Raw genomic sequence first — 15,984 nt, forward strand, 5'->3', positions numbered from 1 at the left:
GCCCGGTCTAATAGTCTGTTAGCGGCCAAACTTTGTTGACCTTGGGCAACGATGCAAGGAGCGATACCTTGGTTCATCCCAAAAAAAACCCCGCATCGGAATGCGGGGCCATAAGGTCGATCACAGAGATGCCGCGCGGGCGGCTTGACGGAGCTTCGCACGAAGCGGAGCCCCGCGGAAGAAGAGGATATGCGAGCGCTCCCGAATCCTGTAAAGGGCAGCGGAGCGTTACAGCGAAGCGGCCCGGCCGATCTCGGGCAGTTCGGCCAATCCGGCCGGGAACTGCTTGAGCGGCAGGTAATGCACGCTGCGGATATAACGCACCGTCCGGCTGCTGGCGCGCATGATGACGGAATGCGTCTCGGCGCGGTCTTTGCCGATCAGGCGAACGCCGTCGAGGAACTCGCCGCTTGTCACCCCGGTAGCCGCGAACAGCACATCGCCCGTGCCGGCCATATCCGTCAGCGTCAGGACGCGGGACGGATCTTCGATCCCCATCGAGACGCAGCGCTGCTTCTCGAACGGCCCGTCCGGCAGCAGACGGCCCTGCATGTCGCCGCCGAGGCAGCGCATGGCTGCCGCGGCCAGAACGCCTTCCGGCGCGCCGCCGGAGCCGAGGTACAGGTCCACGCCGCTGCCTGGCAGCGCGGCCGCGATCGCGCCGGCCACATCGCCGTGGCCGAGCAGCTTGATCCGGACGCCGGCGCCGCGCAGCCGGGCGATCAGATCGGCATGGCGCTCGCGCTCGAGCACCATGACGGTCAAGTCCGACAAAGCGCGGCCGGTATAATGCGCGGCTTTTTGCAGCGTCAGTTCGACCGGATCGTTCAGGCTCAACTTGCCGGCCAGTTCCGGCCCGCAGGCCAGCTTCTCCATGTAAATGTCGGGAGCATGCAGCAGGCTGCCTTTCTCCGCGATGGCGATAACCGACTGGGCGTTGTGCAGTCCCGCGGCCACGACTTCCGTGCCTTCGAGCGGATCGACGGCGACGTCGACGGCGGGGCCGTCTTTGCTGCCGACTTTCTCGCCGATATACAGCATCGGAGCGTCGTCCATTTCACCTTCGCCGATGACGACCGTACCGTCGATGGAGACGGAATCGAACATCGAACGAATCGCGGTCGTGGCCGCACCGTCCGCCGCGTTTTTGTCTCCCCGGCCTACCCACTTTGCCGCCGCCAGCGCACCCAGTTCCGTTACGCGTACAATTTCCAGTGTCAATTCACGTTCCATTTCCTATTCCCTCCAGTCGGTTCGTCGGGCAGCCTTAGGCCGTATCCCGCGTTCAAAAATAGATTCTTCTTTATAAATGTTTATAAATGGCCCAGAATCAGGCTGGCCGTTTCTTCGATCGCTTTGTCCGTAATATCGACAACCAGGCAGCCGAGCCGGGCGTACAGCGCTTCGGCGTACTCCAGCTCTTCCTTGATCCGCTCCAGGCTGTCGTACTGCGAACCGACCGGCAGACCCATCGATTTCAGACGCTCGGAACGGATCTTAAGCATCGCTTCCGGCGCAATCGTCAGACCGACCAGACGCTCCCTCGGCAGCGCAAGCAGCTGCTGCGGCGGCGCGATCTCCGGGACAACGGGATAATTCACGACTTTCCGGCCCCGATGGGCGAGAAAAATGCCCAGCGGCGTCTTCGAAGTCCGCGAGATGCCCATCAGCACGAGATCGGCTTCCAGCATCGCGCCGAGATCCCGCCCATCGTCGCTGGCAACCGTAAACTCGATCGCTTCCATCCGGCGGAAATAATTCTCGTCCATTCGGCGCAGCACGCCCGGACGCCGCGTCGGCGGCGCTCCGCTGAAGGTATCGATAAACGCCTGCATCATGGGCCCCATAATATCGACGATGCGCACGTCCAGCCGGACCGCTTCTTCCCGGATCGTCTCGCGCAGTTCCGGTTGAACCAGCGTATAGGCCACAAAGCCTTTGTGCTTGGCCGCTTCTTCCATCAGCCTGCGCAGCTCGTCCTCATGCCGGACGTTGCCGTAGCGCTTGATCGAAACGTCCCGGTGCTCGAACTGGTGAATAACCGCCTGGACGACGGCTTCCGCCGTGTCGCCGACGGAGTCCGAGCAGATTGTAATGAATGGCGCATCCTGTCCCATCGTGTGCATATCCTCCCGTTACCTTGTCATTTCGATGTCGAGGAGAAGCTGAACGATGGCCGTCTTCGTCAGTCGTCCTACGATAGCCGGCCTGCCGCCCGCTTCTTCCGGGCCGACCTTGATCACCGGCAAACTGTCCACCTCGTGCATAATCATCTTGTGCGCCGCTTCCAGCACCGGTTCATCCGGCGACGTGGTCACGACTTTGGGGATACGGGTCATGACCATGCTTACCGGCATCGAAGCCGAACCCGGATTGCCGAGCGTCACCTTGAGAAAGTCTTTGCGCGAAGCCACGCCCGTCAGCCGGCCTTCCGCGTCACAGATGATGAGTGTCCCCACATTCTGCAAAAAGAGCGTAACGACCGCATCTTGAATGGTCGTCGTCTCCCGGATGATGATCGGGACGGTCTGGATATCCCGGACTTTCGCTTCCCTGATCCGGTCGCCGCCGTCTCCGCCGCCCGCCGCTTTACGGCCCGGAAAATATCCGACTTTCGGCTTGGCGTCGATATACTCCAGCATCACCAGCAGCGACAGATCCGAACGGATCGTCGGACGGGACGACCCCAGATTCTCCGCGATTTGCTCGCCGGTGATCGGAGCCTGCTTTTTGACGATATCTACGATCTTCAGTTGTCTTGCCGTCAATTCAATCACGGCTACCCTCCGCTTTCCTGCTTTCGCTTCGAGAAGCGGCTTCGAACTTCCGCTCCCGTTCTTGCGGGAGAATCGGAGCGCCTCTCTGCGTAGATATATAATACGACATTAATCATATAAATGAAACATATATGACGCATTATTATCATATTAATTTTACTTATACGTTTTTAAAGGTCTTTTTATACCTATATTATCGCTAAATACAACTATATCAGACCTATTATGACGCCTTTAAAAGATTGGTGAGAGCAAAATGAACCGTTTACACAAAAAAGAGCGCCCGAAGGCGCTTTTTCCGTCACTGCCGGTTTCGGATTCCCCCGTTCCCCGCAGCCGAATCATTTCTACAGCTTGAACTTCTCGGCCGAACGCGCCAGCGCCTCGACGCCTTCTTTCGAAGAACGGACGCCGCCCGGCACATCGGATGCATTGCCTGCGGCAGCCGAAATAACCATGGCTGCTGCCAGAACAATCCAGATCGTCCGTTGAACCTGCTGCTGATACGCGGTACTCTCGGCAATAATATCGGCAGATCCCGATAATCCTGAATAAGATCTTTTTCCTTTAGCGGCGAATGTCCGTGGTTGGGGACTTCTCCGTTACTTGGCCGAACCTCCGTGCGCGTTCCCGTATTTCTTGCGCATCCCCAGCAAATAGTACGCGCCGAGCATAATCAGAATGAATCCCGCGCCGACCGCAAGAGGAATTCGCGTGTCCGTGTTGATGACCATCCCTACCAGCACCAGCAGCAGGAAGACGATGACGAAATAGTTCGCCGCCGGAAAAAAGAGCGACTTGAACGGATGGCCGGCCATCTCGCCCGCATGCTCCTGCCGGAAGCGGAACTGTCCGATCGCCATCGCAAGCCACGGAACCATGCCCGGCAGAATGCTTGCGCTGTAGATGTACAGAAACAGCTTGGAGTCCGGCATGAGATAGTTCAGCAGGACGCCGATCAGCAGCAGCCCAATCGTCGTCATGATACTGTTGCGCGGAACGCCGCTGTTGGAAATTTTTCCGAAAAATTTCGGCGCCTGTCCGTTCTCCGCCAGCGTGAACAGCATCCTGCCCGCGCTGTAAATGCCGCTGTTGCAGCCGGACATCGCCGCGGTCAATACGACAAAGTTGATGATCCCCGCCGCCGCGACGATGCCGACTTTGGAGAAGGTCAGCACGAATGGACTTCCGGTCACGCCGACCTCGTTCCACGGATAGATGGTCACGATCACGAAGATCGCGCCTACGTAAAACACAAGAATCCGCCAAACGATATTTTTGATCGCGCGCTTCAGCGTGACTTTGGGATTCTCCGCTTCGCCTGCCGTAATGCCGATCATCTCGATCCCCTGATAAGCCGCCGTGACGATACAGAGCGCGAACAGGAACCCTTTTAACCCGCCCGCGAAAAATCCGCCATGCGCATACAGATTCTCGAAGCCGACCGGTACGCCGCCGTTGCCCCAGCCGAAGAAGATCAGGCCGGTACCGAGAATGAGCATCGCCGCGATCGCCACGACCTTGATCATCGCAAACCAGAATTCGAATTCGCCGTAGAACTTGACCGCCGCGAGGTTCGCCGCCGCGATAATGCCTACGCCGGCAAGCGCCGGAATCCACTGCGGAATATCGGGGTACCAATAGCCGAAGTAGATGCCGATCGCCGTCACCTCGGACATGCCGACCGTCACCCACAGGAACCAGTAGCTCCAGGCTGTCAGGTAACCCGCGACCGGATGGATATATTTATGCGCGAAAGTGGCGAACGATCCGGTCACCGGTTCGGCAATCAGCATCTCCCCCATGATCCGCATCACCAAGAACATGACCAGTCCCGCCAGCATGTAGGCCAGCAGCACGGAAGGTCCCGCCCATTGGATCGTACTTGAAGAACCCATGAACAGGCCGACCCCGATCGTTCCTCCCAGCGCAATCAGCTCGATATGCCGGGCTTTCAGCCCCCGGCTCAATTGTTTCTCTTCCATTCCTTATGCCCCCATGTCAGTTCGCTGTTTCGATGTCTCCGGACCCGGCGTGCGCTTGAGATATTATGCACTAAAGCGCCGCCGAATCGCACCAGCAAATTCTATGATAAGCATTTTGAAAAAACAACCGGAAAGATCACGCCATTTGCCCCGGAATCGCCTGTAAGAAGGACATTTGTACACTGAATAAAGACAAACCTTCAGCCGATTTCCTTTCAAATCAAACCCCGCAAAAAAACGTTCAGCCTACATGTCCCGCAAAAAAAGACAAAAATATTTCCGGCGCGCCGCTATCCTTGAGCCTTTTGAGGAGCTGCGAGACCCGGTGAACCGTTTCGACCCGTTCTTCCTCCCGCCCTGCCCAAGATATACTTGCCGAACGGAAGTTTGTTGACCGCAAGAACAGTTACGATCGAAGAAATCAGCGCGGCGGCAAACAAGAGCGGGATTTCGAAGTAGCCGAGGTCGGCCGTTCGATCCAGCAGTCCGCTGTAGAGCATCAGATAAAAGTAATGGATCAGATAGATGCCAAATGAACAGCTGTCGATCAGATCAAGCCACCTGGATCGGATCTTCACTTTGAAAGCGATCAGAAACAGCAGCAGAATCAGCATGAGGCTGAGCGGCAGCATATCGACCCTTTTGGAACCGAAACCGAGCACATTCAAGGAGTTGACGAACAGCACGGGCGCAGCGGCCACCAGCGTGCCGATTACGATCCATCTCTTGTACCGGTCGAGCGCCGCCAGAAAATCGTCATAGCGTCTCCCGCAGTAATAAGCCAGGCAAAAATAGAAAATCCAGCCGAGAAACGGAACCCAGTAGCCTCTCTCCCAGACGAACGAGATCAATCGGCCGCCGGACGGCTGTTTCACGAAGTTAAAGAAAGCCAGATACGCCGCATTGATCACAAAAGCCGCAGCCAGCACGACTTTGGCGGGGATCCGAGACAGAAATTTCGTGAACAGCCGGTGCAGCACATAGAACTGGAAGACGACCAGAACAAACCAACCGTGATAATCGCCCATCAAGTTCAGCACCACGACGTACGGGAGACGGCCCGGATCGTCATAATTCGCAAAAATCGCATAAAAAACAGCCATACACACAAACGGAGTAAGGATCATCAGGATTCTTTTTTTGTAAAAAGCTTTGGGAAAGCGGTCCGGATAGGAGCGGGACAGCAGCAGTTCCGAAATAAAAACGAAAGCGGGCGTGCCGAAAGCAAGAATACCGGCTGCAGTCAACAAAGCATAATCCAACAGGGGCGAGCCTTCGGTCCATTCGAATCCGATCGTAAACTGTATGGAATGAAGCAAAATGATGCTCAGGCAGGCGACCACCCGAACCAGGCCTACTTCTTGTATGTATTCCGTTTTCCTTACGATCATTTCTTCATCTCCCCGTGTCCCATTTTCGTTCCGCCATGCTGCGAGGACAAGCCCTCTCCGGTCGACTGGATTCCGCTATCAATCCTAGAAGGAATTGTAAATGTATGATAAGGCGAGTGTCAATGAAATTTTCAGAAAATCGGGAAGATTTCACAAAAAAACCGCACAGACTCAGTCTGCGCGGTTTAATGATCGTTATAAAGGATTCTTGTCCTCCCGGGTCAAAGCGAAAAATGCAGCCGCTCCGAGCAGGGCCGTCCCGAATAAGAGAGCCCCCATCGGCACGGGCGTCGTCTCGTCAAGGCCGACAAGCGGCGAGACGAGCGAGCCGATCAGCAGCGGGAACAGGCCGAGCACGGCGCTTGCGCTGCCCGCCCGGTGGCCCTGGCGCGCGATCGCAAGCGTAAATGTGCTGGTCGCCGTGATCCCGATCGTAATCATATAGATGAAGAGCGGCACGACGATCGTGAACAGCGGCCCCTGAACGATCGTCGCAATCAGCAGCAGCAGCGTGGCGCTCGATGCCGTGATGACGCCGATCCGCAGCAGGCTGCGTTCGGAGACGACCCGGCTGAAACGTCCGATAATGAAGCTGCCCGCGATAATCGCGATCCCGTTGATGCCGAACAGGATACTGAATGTCTGCGGCGAGACGCCGTAAATCTCCTGATACACGAACGGCGTGCCCGACACGTAGGCGAAGCTGCCTCCGTGAATAAAGCCGAGCGTCAAGGCATAGCCCATGAACGAACGGTCTTTCATCAGGCTGCCCATCGTGCGAAGCGAATGGCCGATCGTACTCGGCACCCTTTTCTCCGGCGGCAGCGTCTCCTTGAGCTTGAAGCCGACGGTGAGCAGGATCAGAAAACCGAGCAGGCCCAGCACATAGAAAATGGTGTGCCAGCTTGAGCCCGGCAGCAGCAGCACGACCCCGCCGGCGATCGGCGCAAGCAGCGGCGCGACGGCGTTGATGACCATCAGCAGCGAGAAGAACTGCGTCAGTTCGCGGCCGCTGAACACGTCGCGCACGATGGCCCGGGACAGGACGATCCCGCCCGAAGCGGTCAGTCCCTGCAGGAAGCGGGCCGCGATCAGCATCTCGATGCTGGTCGACAGCGCGCACATGACGGACGAAGCCGCGAACAGCAGCAGCGAGATCAGCAGCGGCCCGCGCCGCCCCCGCGCGTCGCTGATCGGGCCGACGATGATCTGGCCGATCGCAAGCCCGATCAGGCAGGCGGTCAGGCTGAGCTGGACGAGCGACGCCTGGGCGCCGAGATCCAGGGCGATGCCGGGAAAGCTCGGCAGGTACATATCGATGTTGAGCGGACCGAGAATGCCAAGCGTGGACAGCAGCAGGGCAAGACCGAGACGTTCGCGGCCCGTGGGGTTTTGCAGCATGAATGTAAGTTCTCCTTTTCCGTGCAGACTATGAATAATCATAGAAGGAATTGTATAAGCACGGAGAAAGGGTGTCAACGACGCATGTCCTTATGGGTCGGATCTGGCAGGGGCGTATATGATCCAAACTGCCCAAATACCCCCGACGTATGCCGGAGGTGTTTGGCTTTGTTGGATAAAAAGGCTACTGGATTTTAGGTTTTTTGGAACTGATCAAAAATCCTATTCCGGATAACACGGCTGTAATAGCTCCAATCATCGCGGAAACCCCAATATCTCCATACATCATGCTCCCTAACAACATAGCAAGAACCCCAAAAATAATTAAGATAATTCCGATTACCTTCATCTTCCCCACCACTTCCCACGATTTATATATTCATCCTTTTCCAGATGAAGTATAAAGATAAATAAGGAAGTGGTCAATCGCTAACTTCATTTGAGCGGCCCTTCTACTCCGTATCGGTCTATTTCTCTGCTCCCGCACAAAAAGGACATCCGCAGTTCGCGGATGCCTTTTTCACAGTTTCGGTTCCTTAACCGGTTCTTCGAGGCTTCCCGTTACCCACGGAACGCCGACGCAATGCTCGGCTGCTTCAGCCATTCCGACACCGGCATCACGTGCAGGCCGGATACTTCGGACCTTTCGGCTTGGTTCAGCGTGTCGATATGGGTGCCGATGATCCAGCGATAGAAATCGGTCATGCCCGCGGCCTGCGCCTCGCCCAGTACCGGCGTCAGCGCCCCTGGAAGTCGTCGAACGCCAGCGAATGGAAGTCGACCGTCTCGCCTGCCGGTTCGCCGAACCGTTCGGCCATCTGACTGCCCGTCAGACCTTCGGCTCCGGCCGCGATCAGCGTCCGGCCCGCAAGTTCCGGATGGTTCAGCGCATGGGCATGATACCGCGCCGCGTCTTCCGAGCGGATCCACGCGGTCGGCTTGTCGGCCGGAACCGGGTAAGCGAACACGCCGTTCGAGACCAAGCCCGGGATAAGCAGGTTTTCCAGATACAGGTTCGGCTTCACGAGCAAACGCGCTACGGCTCCGCCCTGTACAACCGAAGCCCCATAGACCAAAATGGTTTCCGTCATTTCATAATCCCTTTTCCAAGTATCGTTTAGGCCGATTTCGAATCTGCCGTTGTACTTATCATAAGAAACAAGTAAACTTTATGTAAGTACGGACTTTGTAGATATTACGTATCCCGCGGGATACCCCGGAGGTGATGGGATGGAATTTCGGAACGCTCGATTCGTGCAGCAGCTGCCCGGTCGAATTCACGGTCAACCTGATCGGCGGCAAATGGAAGCTCCTGGTCTTGTATCAGCTGCTGACGCGCGAGACGGACTGATCGACCACACCGTCTATCCGGAGGTCCCGCCCAAAGTCGAATACTCGTTGACGCCACAAGGAAAAAGTTTGACCTCGATCCTGCTGCACCTGCAGGATTAGGGCCTCGAGCACATGGACGAATCCGCGGCCGAATAGGCGAACCCCTTAATAAGGGCCGTATCGAAAAGGAGATCTGCAACCGCATGGGAATCATTCTGGACATGATCAAAGACAAAGTCGAATGCCTGCAAACCTACGACTTCCGCGAGCTGGAACGCGCGATCGACGAACGCGTCGAGATCAACAAGGGAATGCTGCTTCGGGTGAAGCAGGTTCAGCACCAGGTTACGTTCGACCCGATCCGCAACAAAATGCTGTACAGCGCGGTCGTGCATTTTGCGGCGAATTAAACGGAGCGAATCCGTTCCTGATTTTGCCGCACCCGGCATCGAACATGCGCATGAACATCGAGTATCGAAAAAAAGCCCGAGCCGCGCGAATCTCGCGCCGTCCGGGCTTTTTTGGGCCGCTGTCTGTGTTCTTCATAACGCCGCCGGTCCGAAGTAATCCGACCGCCCGGCTTACACCGTCCGGCGCCGCAGCTCGTAAAAATACTGCACGATCGGATGCTTCAGCTTGACCGCTTCGGACATGTTCAGGATACGCTTTTTGCCGACCCGTTTATCGACCAAAGCCAGGATGTTAAGCAGAATATCGCGGCTCTCCAGACTTTCTTCAATAGAAGAAGCCAGAAACTTGTTCGCCGTCGCGACGAAGTTCGACTTGGTCAGCGTCGCCTGCGCGGCCAACAGCTCTTTGGCATGTTCCGTCGCTTTGCGGCTTGCAGCCATCACTTTCAAGCGATCTTCCGGGATCGGGCCTTTGGCACCGCTGCGCACGGCTTCGATCTCCGCTTCGGTCACCGGAATGTCGAGGCTCGGATCATTCTTGATCTCGATCTCGCTTTGGTACCAGCGGATAAAGTTGGACTTGTCGCCCATGTTGAGAATATTCTTCTTGTCCACCGTGATGTGGCAGGTACCGGCTTTGTCGGGGACGTAACGATAGCTGGTCGACCGGTATTCGACCGTGCCTTTTAACGCGGGCGCGAGAAAGCTCTCCAGCTGCTGCTGCAATTTGCTCCAGGACATAAGGGTCCTCCTAATTTGAAATAGAATGGGATCGGATTGAATAATGAAGGAAAAGATGGCACTCGAAAAAGAGGATCGGATTGACGGAGCCGGACTGTCCCGGTCTTCGTTGATCCGATCCTCTATTTTAGCACGTTTTCATTTAACCTTAGCATGATTTTGTTCCTAGATCCGGTAACGGGCAATTCCGCTTTCTTCATTGAAATAATCGATGACCGATTCGCCCGTTTTTAGATCGACGAACAATTCGCAGAAAAGCTTGTCCTTCGTCCAGCGCAGCCGGACTTCATCGTCGGCCGAACTCAATGCTTCAAAGTCACCGTTGAACGCACCGTACTCGTTACGGAAGCGAATCAAGTCGAGCAGACGCTGTACGACCTCTTTTTCTACCGATTGTTCGATTTCTTCCAACGTAAAGTTATGACGGTTAATCTCCCGGCCTTCGCCGGTTTTCTCCACGTTTTCCGTATCATTTTCTCCGGCCAGCAGACCGACATAATAGACCTGCGGAATACCCGGCGTGAAGAATTGAATCGCTCTCGCCGCCAGATAGGCGTCGTCGTCGCTGTTCAGCACCGAATAATAGCTGCAGCGAATTTGATGAACGTCGAAGCCGTCCGCGTCTTTATGATCGTCTGATACGATCAGACTTAAGTTGGATCCGCGCTCCAGGCAGGTATCGACCAGGCGGCGCGCATCTCCGGTATCGATCAAGCCGTCGAGATCCGGCTTGACCGGAATGCCGTCGTGGCAGTCCAGCATGGTGAACTGCTTGGCCGGACGATTTTTCAAATACTCCAGCAGCGCGCCGCTCGAACGGTTCACCAGCGTGTCGAGTACGCGGTAAGGCAGAATAAAATCGTAGATCCAATACCCTCTCTCGGCCAGTTTGTACTGGATCGAGTAGTGGGAATGGACTTCCGGAAGAAGCTCGATGTCCAGCGACTCTGCCAGTTCCATAATCCAGTCCAAAAATTCGTAAATCTCCGGCTCAACGAAGAAGCAGCCCGTTCCCAGCTTCTTGGCTATATAACCGACTGCATCAAGCCGAACGATCTTGACGTTCTGACGTTTGAAGTTTTCGAAAAACTCTCTCAGCAGCGACTTTACCGCTTCCGACTTTACGTCGAAATCGATCTGTTCAGACGGATCCGTCTTGCCGAATGTCGTCCATACCCGTTCTTCTTGCCCTGTATCTTCGATTGTGAACGCCGAATACGGCAGCGGCCGGCGCAAAAACATTTTGTCGATATCGGACTGTACCGGATCTCCGTCCGCCCACAGCTTGTCCAGCGTAATGAACAGGTCTGCGTATTTCGAAGCCCGCCCGTGACGAAGAAAATCTTGGAAGTATTCGGACTTCTGCGAGATATGGTTGACCATCAGGTCGACCAGGATATCGTAGTCTTCTCCCAACTTCCGCATGTCTTCCCATGTACCGAATGCCGGTTCGATCTCCAGATAGGTCAGCGGCGCAAACCCCCGGTCGCCTGAAGAAGGAAAAGGCGGAAGAATATGCAAACCGCCCTTAAAAACATCCGGAAAATGACGATCCAGTACGTGATGCAGCGTTTTGAGATCGCCGCCAAGCGAGTCGGGATAGGTGATCAGCTGAACCTGATTGTTGATAGCCATAGAAATCCTCCCTTTGTTGAAAGATGGACTGCCTTTTTTTAGAGCGCAAACTGCTTTTCAATCTCTTCAAGCTTCGGTAGATCCACCACCGCGCCCATATGGCGCAGCTTGTAGGCGCTGACCGCAAACCCCAGCATCAAAGCCCTTTTCAGCGTATACTCCTTGATCAGAGCCGTATAAAATCCCGACCAAAACGCATCGCCCGCTCCTGTCGTGTCGATCACTTCCGAAGCCAGCGTTGGCAGCTTCAGCGTCTCTGTTCCGTCCGAGACCAGCGCGCCGGCACTGCCCAGCGTCAAAATGACAAGCTTGGCACCGAGTGCCAGAAACTTTTCCAGCTGCCGATCGGGCGTATCGCGTCCGAACAATCGCTCCGCATCGTCTTCGGACGGTTTTACGATATCGGCCCGGCCGATCAGCGACTTCATGTATTCGATTCCGTCTTCGCCTTCCTGCCAGATCGCCGGATGGTAATTGGGGTCGAAGCCGATCAATGTTCCGTCCGCTTGGGCCTGCCGGATCAGCCGTTCGATGGTCCCGCGTGCCGGCGTCCGAGAGACCGGCCAACAGGAAAAATGCAGGATCTTCGAATTTCCAAGCGCGGTTTGCAGCCCTTCGGTATAGGCCAGCCGATAATCCGCATCTCTGTAGAAGATTGGCACCGGCGTGCCCCGGCTTCGGCCGACGACGACCAAACTGGTCGATCCGGCAGTCTTCTGCACGCAGGACGTATCGACGCCTTCTTCTTCCAGCCGCCGGACGAGAAACCGTCCGAACTTGTCTTCGCCCACCGCCGAAGCGACGACCGGACGAACACCCAATTTCTTCACGTTCATCGCAATGTTAGACGGAGACCCGCCGAAGAATCGCCGGTAATCGGAACCGCCTTCCTCGCCGTATCCGCCGGAGATCAGATCGACGAGCAGCTCGCCGACCGTCAAAATATCATTCGGTTTCTCCGGAAAACGAAAACTGTCATTCAGGCTCAGCATCCGATCACTCTCCCTGCCCATACGATTATTTAACGGCTCCTTCAGTTACGCCTTTGATGAAGTACTTTTGCAGGAACACATACAGCACGACGATCGGAATGATCGACCCGAGCACGGCCGGGAAGATCAATTCCCACGGATTGCTGAACTGTCCGGCGAGCATTTTGGCATAATACAGCTCCAGCGTCAGCGTTTTATGTTCCGCGTTGCCCAGCACGAGAAACGGCAGCAGATAGTCGTTCCAGATCCAGAGCGAATTCAGGATGATGACCGTTACGGTAATCGGCTGCACCAGCGGGAACACAATCCGGAAAAACAGGCTGCCGATGCTCGCACCGTCGATCAATGCCGCTTCTTCGAGCGCCAGCGGAACGCTGCGCATAAAGCCGTGATACAGGAAGACCGACATACCCAGGCCGAAGCCTCCGTACATCAGGATCAATCCCGGAAGATTTTTGAGGCCGAACGACTCGAATTGATGAATAAGCGGGTACATCAGCGATTGGAACGGTACCAGCATAGCCGCCGTGAGCACCAGCAGCAAACCCCGGCTGCTGGTCGAGTTGTTGCGTACGAGCATCCAGGACAGCAGCGAAGAGCAGAACACGATCAGGCCGACTGACAAAATCGTAATGCCTGCCGTGATAAACGCAGCCTGGCCAAAGTTAATTTGGGAAAGGGCCTCCGAAATATAGACGAACGACCAGTCCTTCGGCAGTGCCATCGGCTCGGCGACGATCGCTCCCTGGTCTTTGAACGAATTGATGGACAGGAACAGGAGCGGAAACAGGGTACCCAATGCAATCAGGGTCAGAACCGCGTACACCGCAATCCTGCCGCCCGGCATACGGACGGAACGCTTGTGAACATCGGGCGAAGAAGCCGCGCGAATCATGCGTCCACCTCCTTTTTCTTCGTGATATAGACTTGAATCAGACCGATAATGGCGACCAGAATAAAGAAGACGACAGCCTGAGCCTGTGCTTGTCCGTAATCCGGCGGCTGCGTATAGCGGACAGTCCGCAGAATCTGCAGCGACAGCATCGACGTATTGAACGATCCATTCGTCAGCGCGACGTTCTGATCGAGCAGCTTCAGGCTGCTGGCCAGAGTCAGGAACAGGACGATCGTAATCGACGGCATCAGCATCGGCAGCGTAATATAGCGGAACTTGGTCCACATATTCACTCCGTCGAGCGAGCCGGCTTCGTACAGGTCGCGGGGAATGTTATTCAGTCCGGCAATAAAAATAATCATCATGTAGCCGGCCATCTGCCAGGTGACCATGATCACGAGGGCAAACAGATTTTTCGTCGAATCCTGAGTCATGTTGGTCAGAAACTCGATATTCAGTCCGCCTTCGCCGAATATCCGGTTGAAGACGTTCTGGTAAATGAACTGCCAGATAAAGCCGAGAGCAAGTCCGCCCAACAGGTTCGGCAGGAAAAAGATCGTGCGAAACAGCGCAACTCGCTTCCCTGCGTAATCAAGCATCAGTGCCAGCAGCAGTCCCGCGACGCTAATCGAGATCACAGCCATCGCCGTGAACTGCAGCGTGTACACCAGCGAGTGCAGGAACTGTCGGCTTTGGAAAATACGCGCGTAATTTTCCAGCCCCACAAAAGAAGACCAGGCGCTTCCGCCGACGAAGTACGTACCGCGCCATGCCGTGAACGAATAGAACAGCCCGATCAGGAACGGCACCAGCACGACAGCTGCGAACAAGATCAGACCAGGCAGCGCCAAAGGCCAAAACCATTTTTTATAGTAACCACTCATCGATGCAGCCTCCCTCTATGTTTCATACATGACGTCTTTCCAGCCTTGGACAGCTTGTTCGGCGATCGTGCGGTAATCTTCTGGCGTCCATTCGCCTGCGCGGTTGTAATAGCGTTCCTGCAAAATCGAACCGAATACTTCTTGTCCCCAATAAGCGCCGCCCGCCGGCGAACCGTTGAACGGGTTAGAGAGGGTATTGCCGGCCAACTGGTATTCGATCAGCGAATTATTGAGCGTATTTTCGAACTTCACATTTTCATCCGCGTTATACGGAATGAATTGGAAATCTTCCACGATCGTACGTCGGCCTTCTTCCGTCGTGTTGAGCCAGACGAGAAACTGCTGCGCCAACTCCTGCTCGCGCTGCGTCACTCTGGTGTTAATCGCATAATAAGAAGGAACGAACTGCGGTACGGATTGATTGAACTGCTCTACGGTGAGCCCTTCAATCTTAATATCGCTCTGCTCAAGCGGCAGCTTGATCGGCAGGAAGGTCAGCGTCGGCAGGATGTCCGGATTCAGCTTCTCGATGTTCGGATAGACCCAGTTCCCCTGCTTCAAAAATAGCGCTTTGCCGCCGGAAAAAAGCTGTACCGACACGTCGTAGCTCGCTGTAGAGGAATTAATGTAAGACGGGCCGCGCTCCAGCGGGCCGTTCATGCCGGCCGCATGTAACGAATACAGATCAAGCGTCTGCGCGAGCTTTTCCAGCGGTGCCTGCAGCTCATCCACTTGTTCCTCCGATGCGTTTCTTGCATCGACGGCGCTGCTGAACACCGCGTTCATTGCCATGTTGCCCATATGGTCGCCGTAGGTCCATTTCTCCGCGCCGGCTTCGGCGAATACGCCGGTCAACTGCGAAGTAAGCTCCGTTTTCGAAGGGGCGAACGTATAAGTCTCACCGTTCAATGTCACGTCGCCCGCTTGATTGTTTGTGATATACGCGTCTACCCCGTTCACGAGATTTTCGAACTCATCGTAGGTCGCCGCTTTGAAGTCTTCGAGGAAAGAATCGGGATTGTCCAGATTGAACAGTTCCTCAACCATCCGCGTATCGACGATCAAGCCGTAGCCTTCGATGTTGTATGGAATTCCGTAGTTCTGCGAACCGTCCGCACTGAGACGGAGCGGTTCGGGCACCTCAGCTGCAAGCGCCTTCAGTTCAGGGTCAGAGGCTTCATTCAAATCGAGAATCGCTCCGCTTTCGGACCACTCCATCACGCCTCCAATATTCGTGGAGAACAGGGCCGGCTTGGCGCTTGAGTTCATCTCGGACCGAAGCGTTTCCGCAACGTCAGTCGTGCCGAGCGAAAACAGTCTGATCGTAAGACCCGTTTCCGCTTCATATCGATCGACAACCTCTTCCATCGCTTCCGCGTTTTCCGATTTGCCGTTGAAAATATAAAAGTCGTAGCTTGTCGGCGCTTTTGCTTCCTGACTTCCGCAGCCGGAAAGCAGCAAGGTTCCGAGCGCAAGGCCGGCCGCGCCGGCCGTCCATCTTCTCCATGTCCCTTTCATCCCCATGCCTATTGACCTCCCAG

17 protein-coding genes are annotated in these 15,984 nt (G+C 55.6%); 3 read left to right on the forward strand and 14 right to left on the reverse strand.

Annotation, left to right across the window (positions count from 1 at the left end; all coding sequences use genetic code 11):
* Window positions 1-228 precede the first annotated feature (228 nt).
* The 8 genes from glpX to HOP44_RS13185 all read right to left on the reverse strand — a co-directional run bounded on the left by glpX (window position 229) and on the right by HOP44_RS13185 (window position 8,645).
* The gene (gene glpX, locus HOP44_RS13150) at window positions 229-1,233 is read right to left on the reverse strand and encodes a class II fructose-bisphosphatase (protein ID WP_172254039.1); all 1,005 of its coding nucleotides are present in this window, start codon (window positions 1,231-1,233) and stop codon (window positions 229-231) included.
* Window positions 1,234-1,313: 80 nt separating this feature from the next.
* A complete protein-coding gene (locus tag HOP44_RS13155) occupies window positions 1,314-2,117 on the reverse strand; it encodes a pyruvate, water dikinase regulatory protein (RefSeq protein WP_172254041.1) in 804 nt (267 codons plus the stop codon).
* Window positions 2,118-2,135: 18 nt separating this feature from the next.
* The gene (locus HOP44_RS13160; RefSeq protein WP_172254043.1) at window positions 2,136-2,777 is read right to left on the reverse strand and encodes a CBS domain-containing protein; all 642 of its coding nucleotides are present in this window, start codon (window positions 2,775-2,777) and stop codon (window positions 2,136-2,138) included.
* A 602-nt stretch (window positions 2,778-3,379) separates the two neighbouring features.
* Window positions 3,380-4,762, reverse strand: coding sequence for an amino acid permease (locus tag HOP44_RS13165; RefSeq protein WP_172254045.1), 1,383 nt, complete (start codon window positions 4,760-4,762; stop codon window positions 3,380-3,382).
* A gap of 290 nt (window positions 4,763-5,052) precedes the next feature.
* Complete coding sequence (locus tag HOP44_RS13170; protein WP_172254047.1) at window positions 5,053-6,153, reverse strand: acyltransferase family protein; 1,101 nt, start codon at window positions 6,151-6,153, stop codon at window positions 5,053-5,055.
* 195 nt (window positions 6,154-6,348) lie between these two features.
* Window positions 6,349-7,554: a Bcr/CflA family efflux MFS transporter gene (locus HOP44_RS13175; RefSeq protein ID WP_172195885.1), complete on the reverse strand. Its 1,206-nt coding sequence runs from the start codon at window positions 7,552-7,554 to the stop codon at window positions 6,349-6,351.
* A 561-nt stretch (window positions 7,555-8,115) separates the two neighbouring features.
* Window positions 8,116-8,259 carry a hypothetical protein gene (locus HOP44_RS13180; RefSeq protein ID WP_172254049.1) on the reverse strand — a complete coding sequence of 48 codons (144 nt, stop codon included), beginning with the start codon at window positions 8,257-8,259 and terminating at the stop codon, window positions 8,116-8,118.
* 32 nt (window positions 8,260-8,291) lie between these two features.
* Window positions 8,292-8,645 carry a Rossmann-fold NAD(P)-binding domain-containing protein gene (locus HOP44_RS13185; protein ID WP_172254051.1) on the reverse strand — a complete coding sequence of 118 codons (354 nt, stop codon included), beginning with the start codon at window positions 8,643-8,645 and terminating at the stop codon, window positions 8,292-8,294.
* A 131-nt stretch (window positions 8,646-8,776) separates the two neighbouring features.
* Between HOP44_RS13185 and HOP44_RS23280 the strand changes: the two genes are divergently transcribed.
* The 3 genes from HOP44_RS23280 (at window position 8,777) to HOP44_RS13195 (ending at window position 9,296) form a co-directional block, all read left to right on the forward strand.
* On the forward strand, window positions 8,777-8,905 hold the full coding sequence (locus tag HOP44_RS23280) for a hypothetical protein (protein ID WP_425501873.1): 129 nt from the start codon (window positions 8,777-8,779) through the stop codon (window positions 8,903-8,905).
* Window positions 8,857-9,006, forward strand: a complete 150-nt coding sequence (locus HOP44_RS13190; RefSeq protein ID WP_425501872.1) for a winged helix-turn-helix transcriptional regulator — start codon at window positions 8,857-8,859, stop codon at window positions 9,004-9,006. The genes HOP44_RS23280 and HOP44_RS13190 overlap by 49 nt, the downstream gene beginning before the upstream one ends.
* An 83-nt stretch (window positions 9,007-9,089) precedes the next feature.
* Window positions 9,090-9,296 carry a DUF2536 family protein gene (locus tag HOP44_RS13195; protein WP_172254053.1) on the forward strand — a complete coding sequence of 69 codons (207 nt, stop codon included), beginning with the start codon at window positions 9,090-9,092 and terminating at the stop codon, window positions 9,294-9,296.
* Window positions 9,297-9,467: 171 nt separating this feature from the next.
* On the opposite strand, the gene HOP44_RS13200 is transcribed toward HOP44_RS13195, so the two are convergent.
* The 6 genes from HOP44_RS13200 to HOP44_RS13225 all read right to left on the reverse strand — a co-directional run bounded on the left by HOP44_RS13200 (window position 9,468) and on the right by HOP44_RS13225 (window position 15,967).
* Window positions 9,468-10,037, reverse strand: coding sequence for an SF0329 family protein (locus HOP44_RS13200; protein ID WP_172254055.1), 570 nt, complete (start codon window positions 10,035-10,037; stop codon window positions 9,468-9,470).
* Between the two features lie 165 nt (window positions 10,038-10,202).
* Window positions 10,203-11,672 (reverse strand): sucrose phosphorylase, encoded by a 1,470-nt coding sequence (gene gtfA, locus HOP44_RS13205; RefSeq protein WP_172254057.1) that lies wholly within the window; start codon window positions 11,670-11,672, stop codon window positions 10,203-10,205.
* A gap of 38 nt (window positions 11,673-11,710) precedes the next feature.
* Window positions 11,711-12,664, reverse strand: a complete 954-nt coding sequence (locus HOP44_RS13210) for a carbohydrate kinase family protein (RefSeq protein WP_172254059.1) — start codon at window positions 12,662-12,664, stop codon at window positions 11,711-11,713.
* A gap of 25 nt (window positions 12,665-12,689) precedes the next feature.
* The gene (locus HOP44_RS13215; protein WP_172254061.1) at window positions 12,690-13,559 is read right to left on the reverse strand and encodes a carbohydrate ABC transporter permease; all 870 of its coding nucleotides are present in this window, start codon (window positions 13,557-13,559) and stop codon (window positions 12,690-12,692) included.
* Entirely contained in the window at window positions 13,556-14,443 is an 888-nt protein-coding gene (locus HOP44_RS13220; RefSeq protein WP_172254063.1) for a carbohydrate ABC transporter permease, read from the reverse strand. Before HOP44_RS13220 ends, HOP44_RS13215 begins: the two co-directional genes overlap by 4 nt.
* A 15-nt stretch (window positions 14,444-14,458) precedes the next feature.
* On the reverse strand, window positions 14,459-15,967 hold the full coding sequence (locus tag HOP44_RS13225; protein ID WP_172254065.1) for an ABC transporter substrate-binding protein: 1,509 nt from the start codon (window positions 15,965-15,967) through the stop codon (window positions 14,459-14,461).
* Window positions 15,968-15,984 lie beyond the last annotated feature (17 nt).

This window comes from Saccharibacillus deserti (genome assembly GCF_013618475.1).
GTDB classification, from domain to species: Bacteria; Bacillota; Bacilli; order Paenibacillales; family Paenibacillaceae; genus Saccharibacillus; species Saccharibacillus deserti.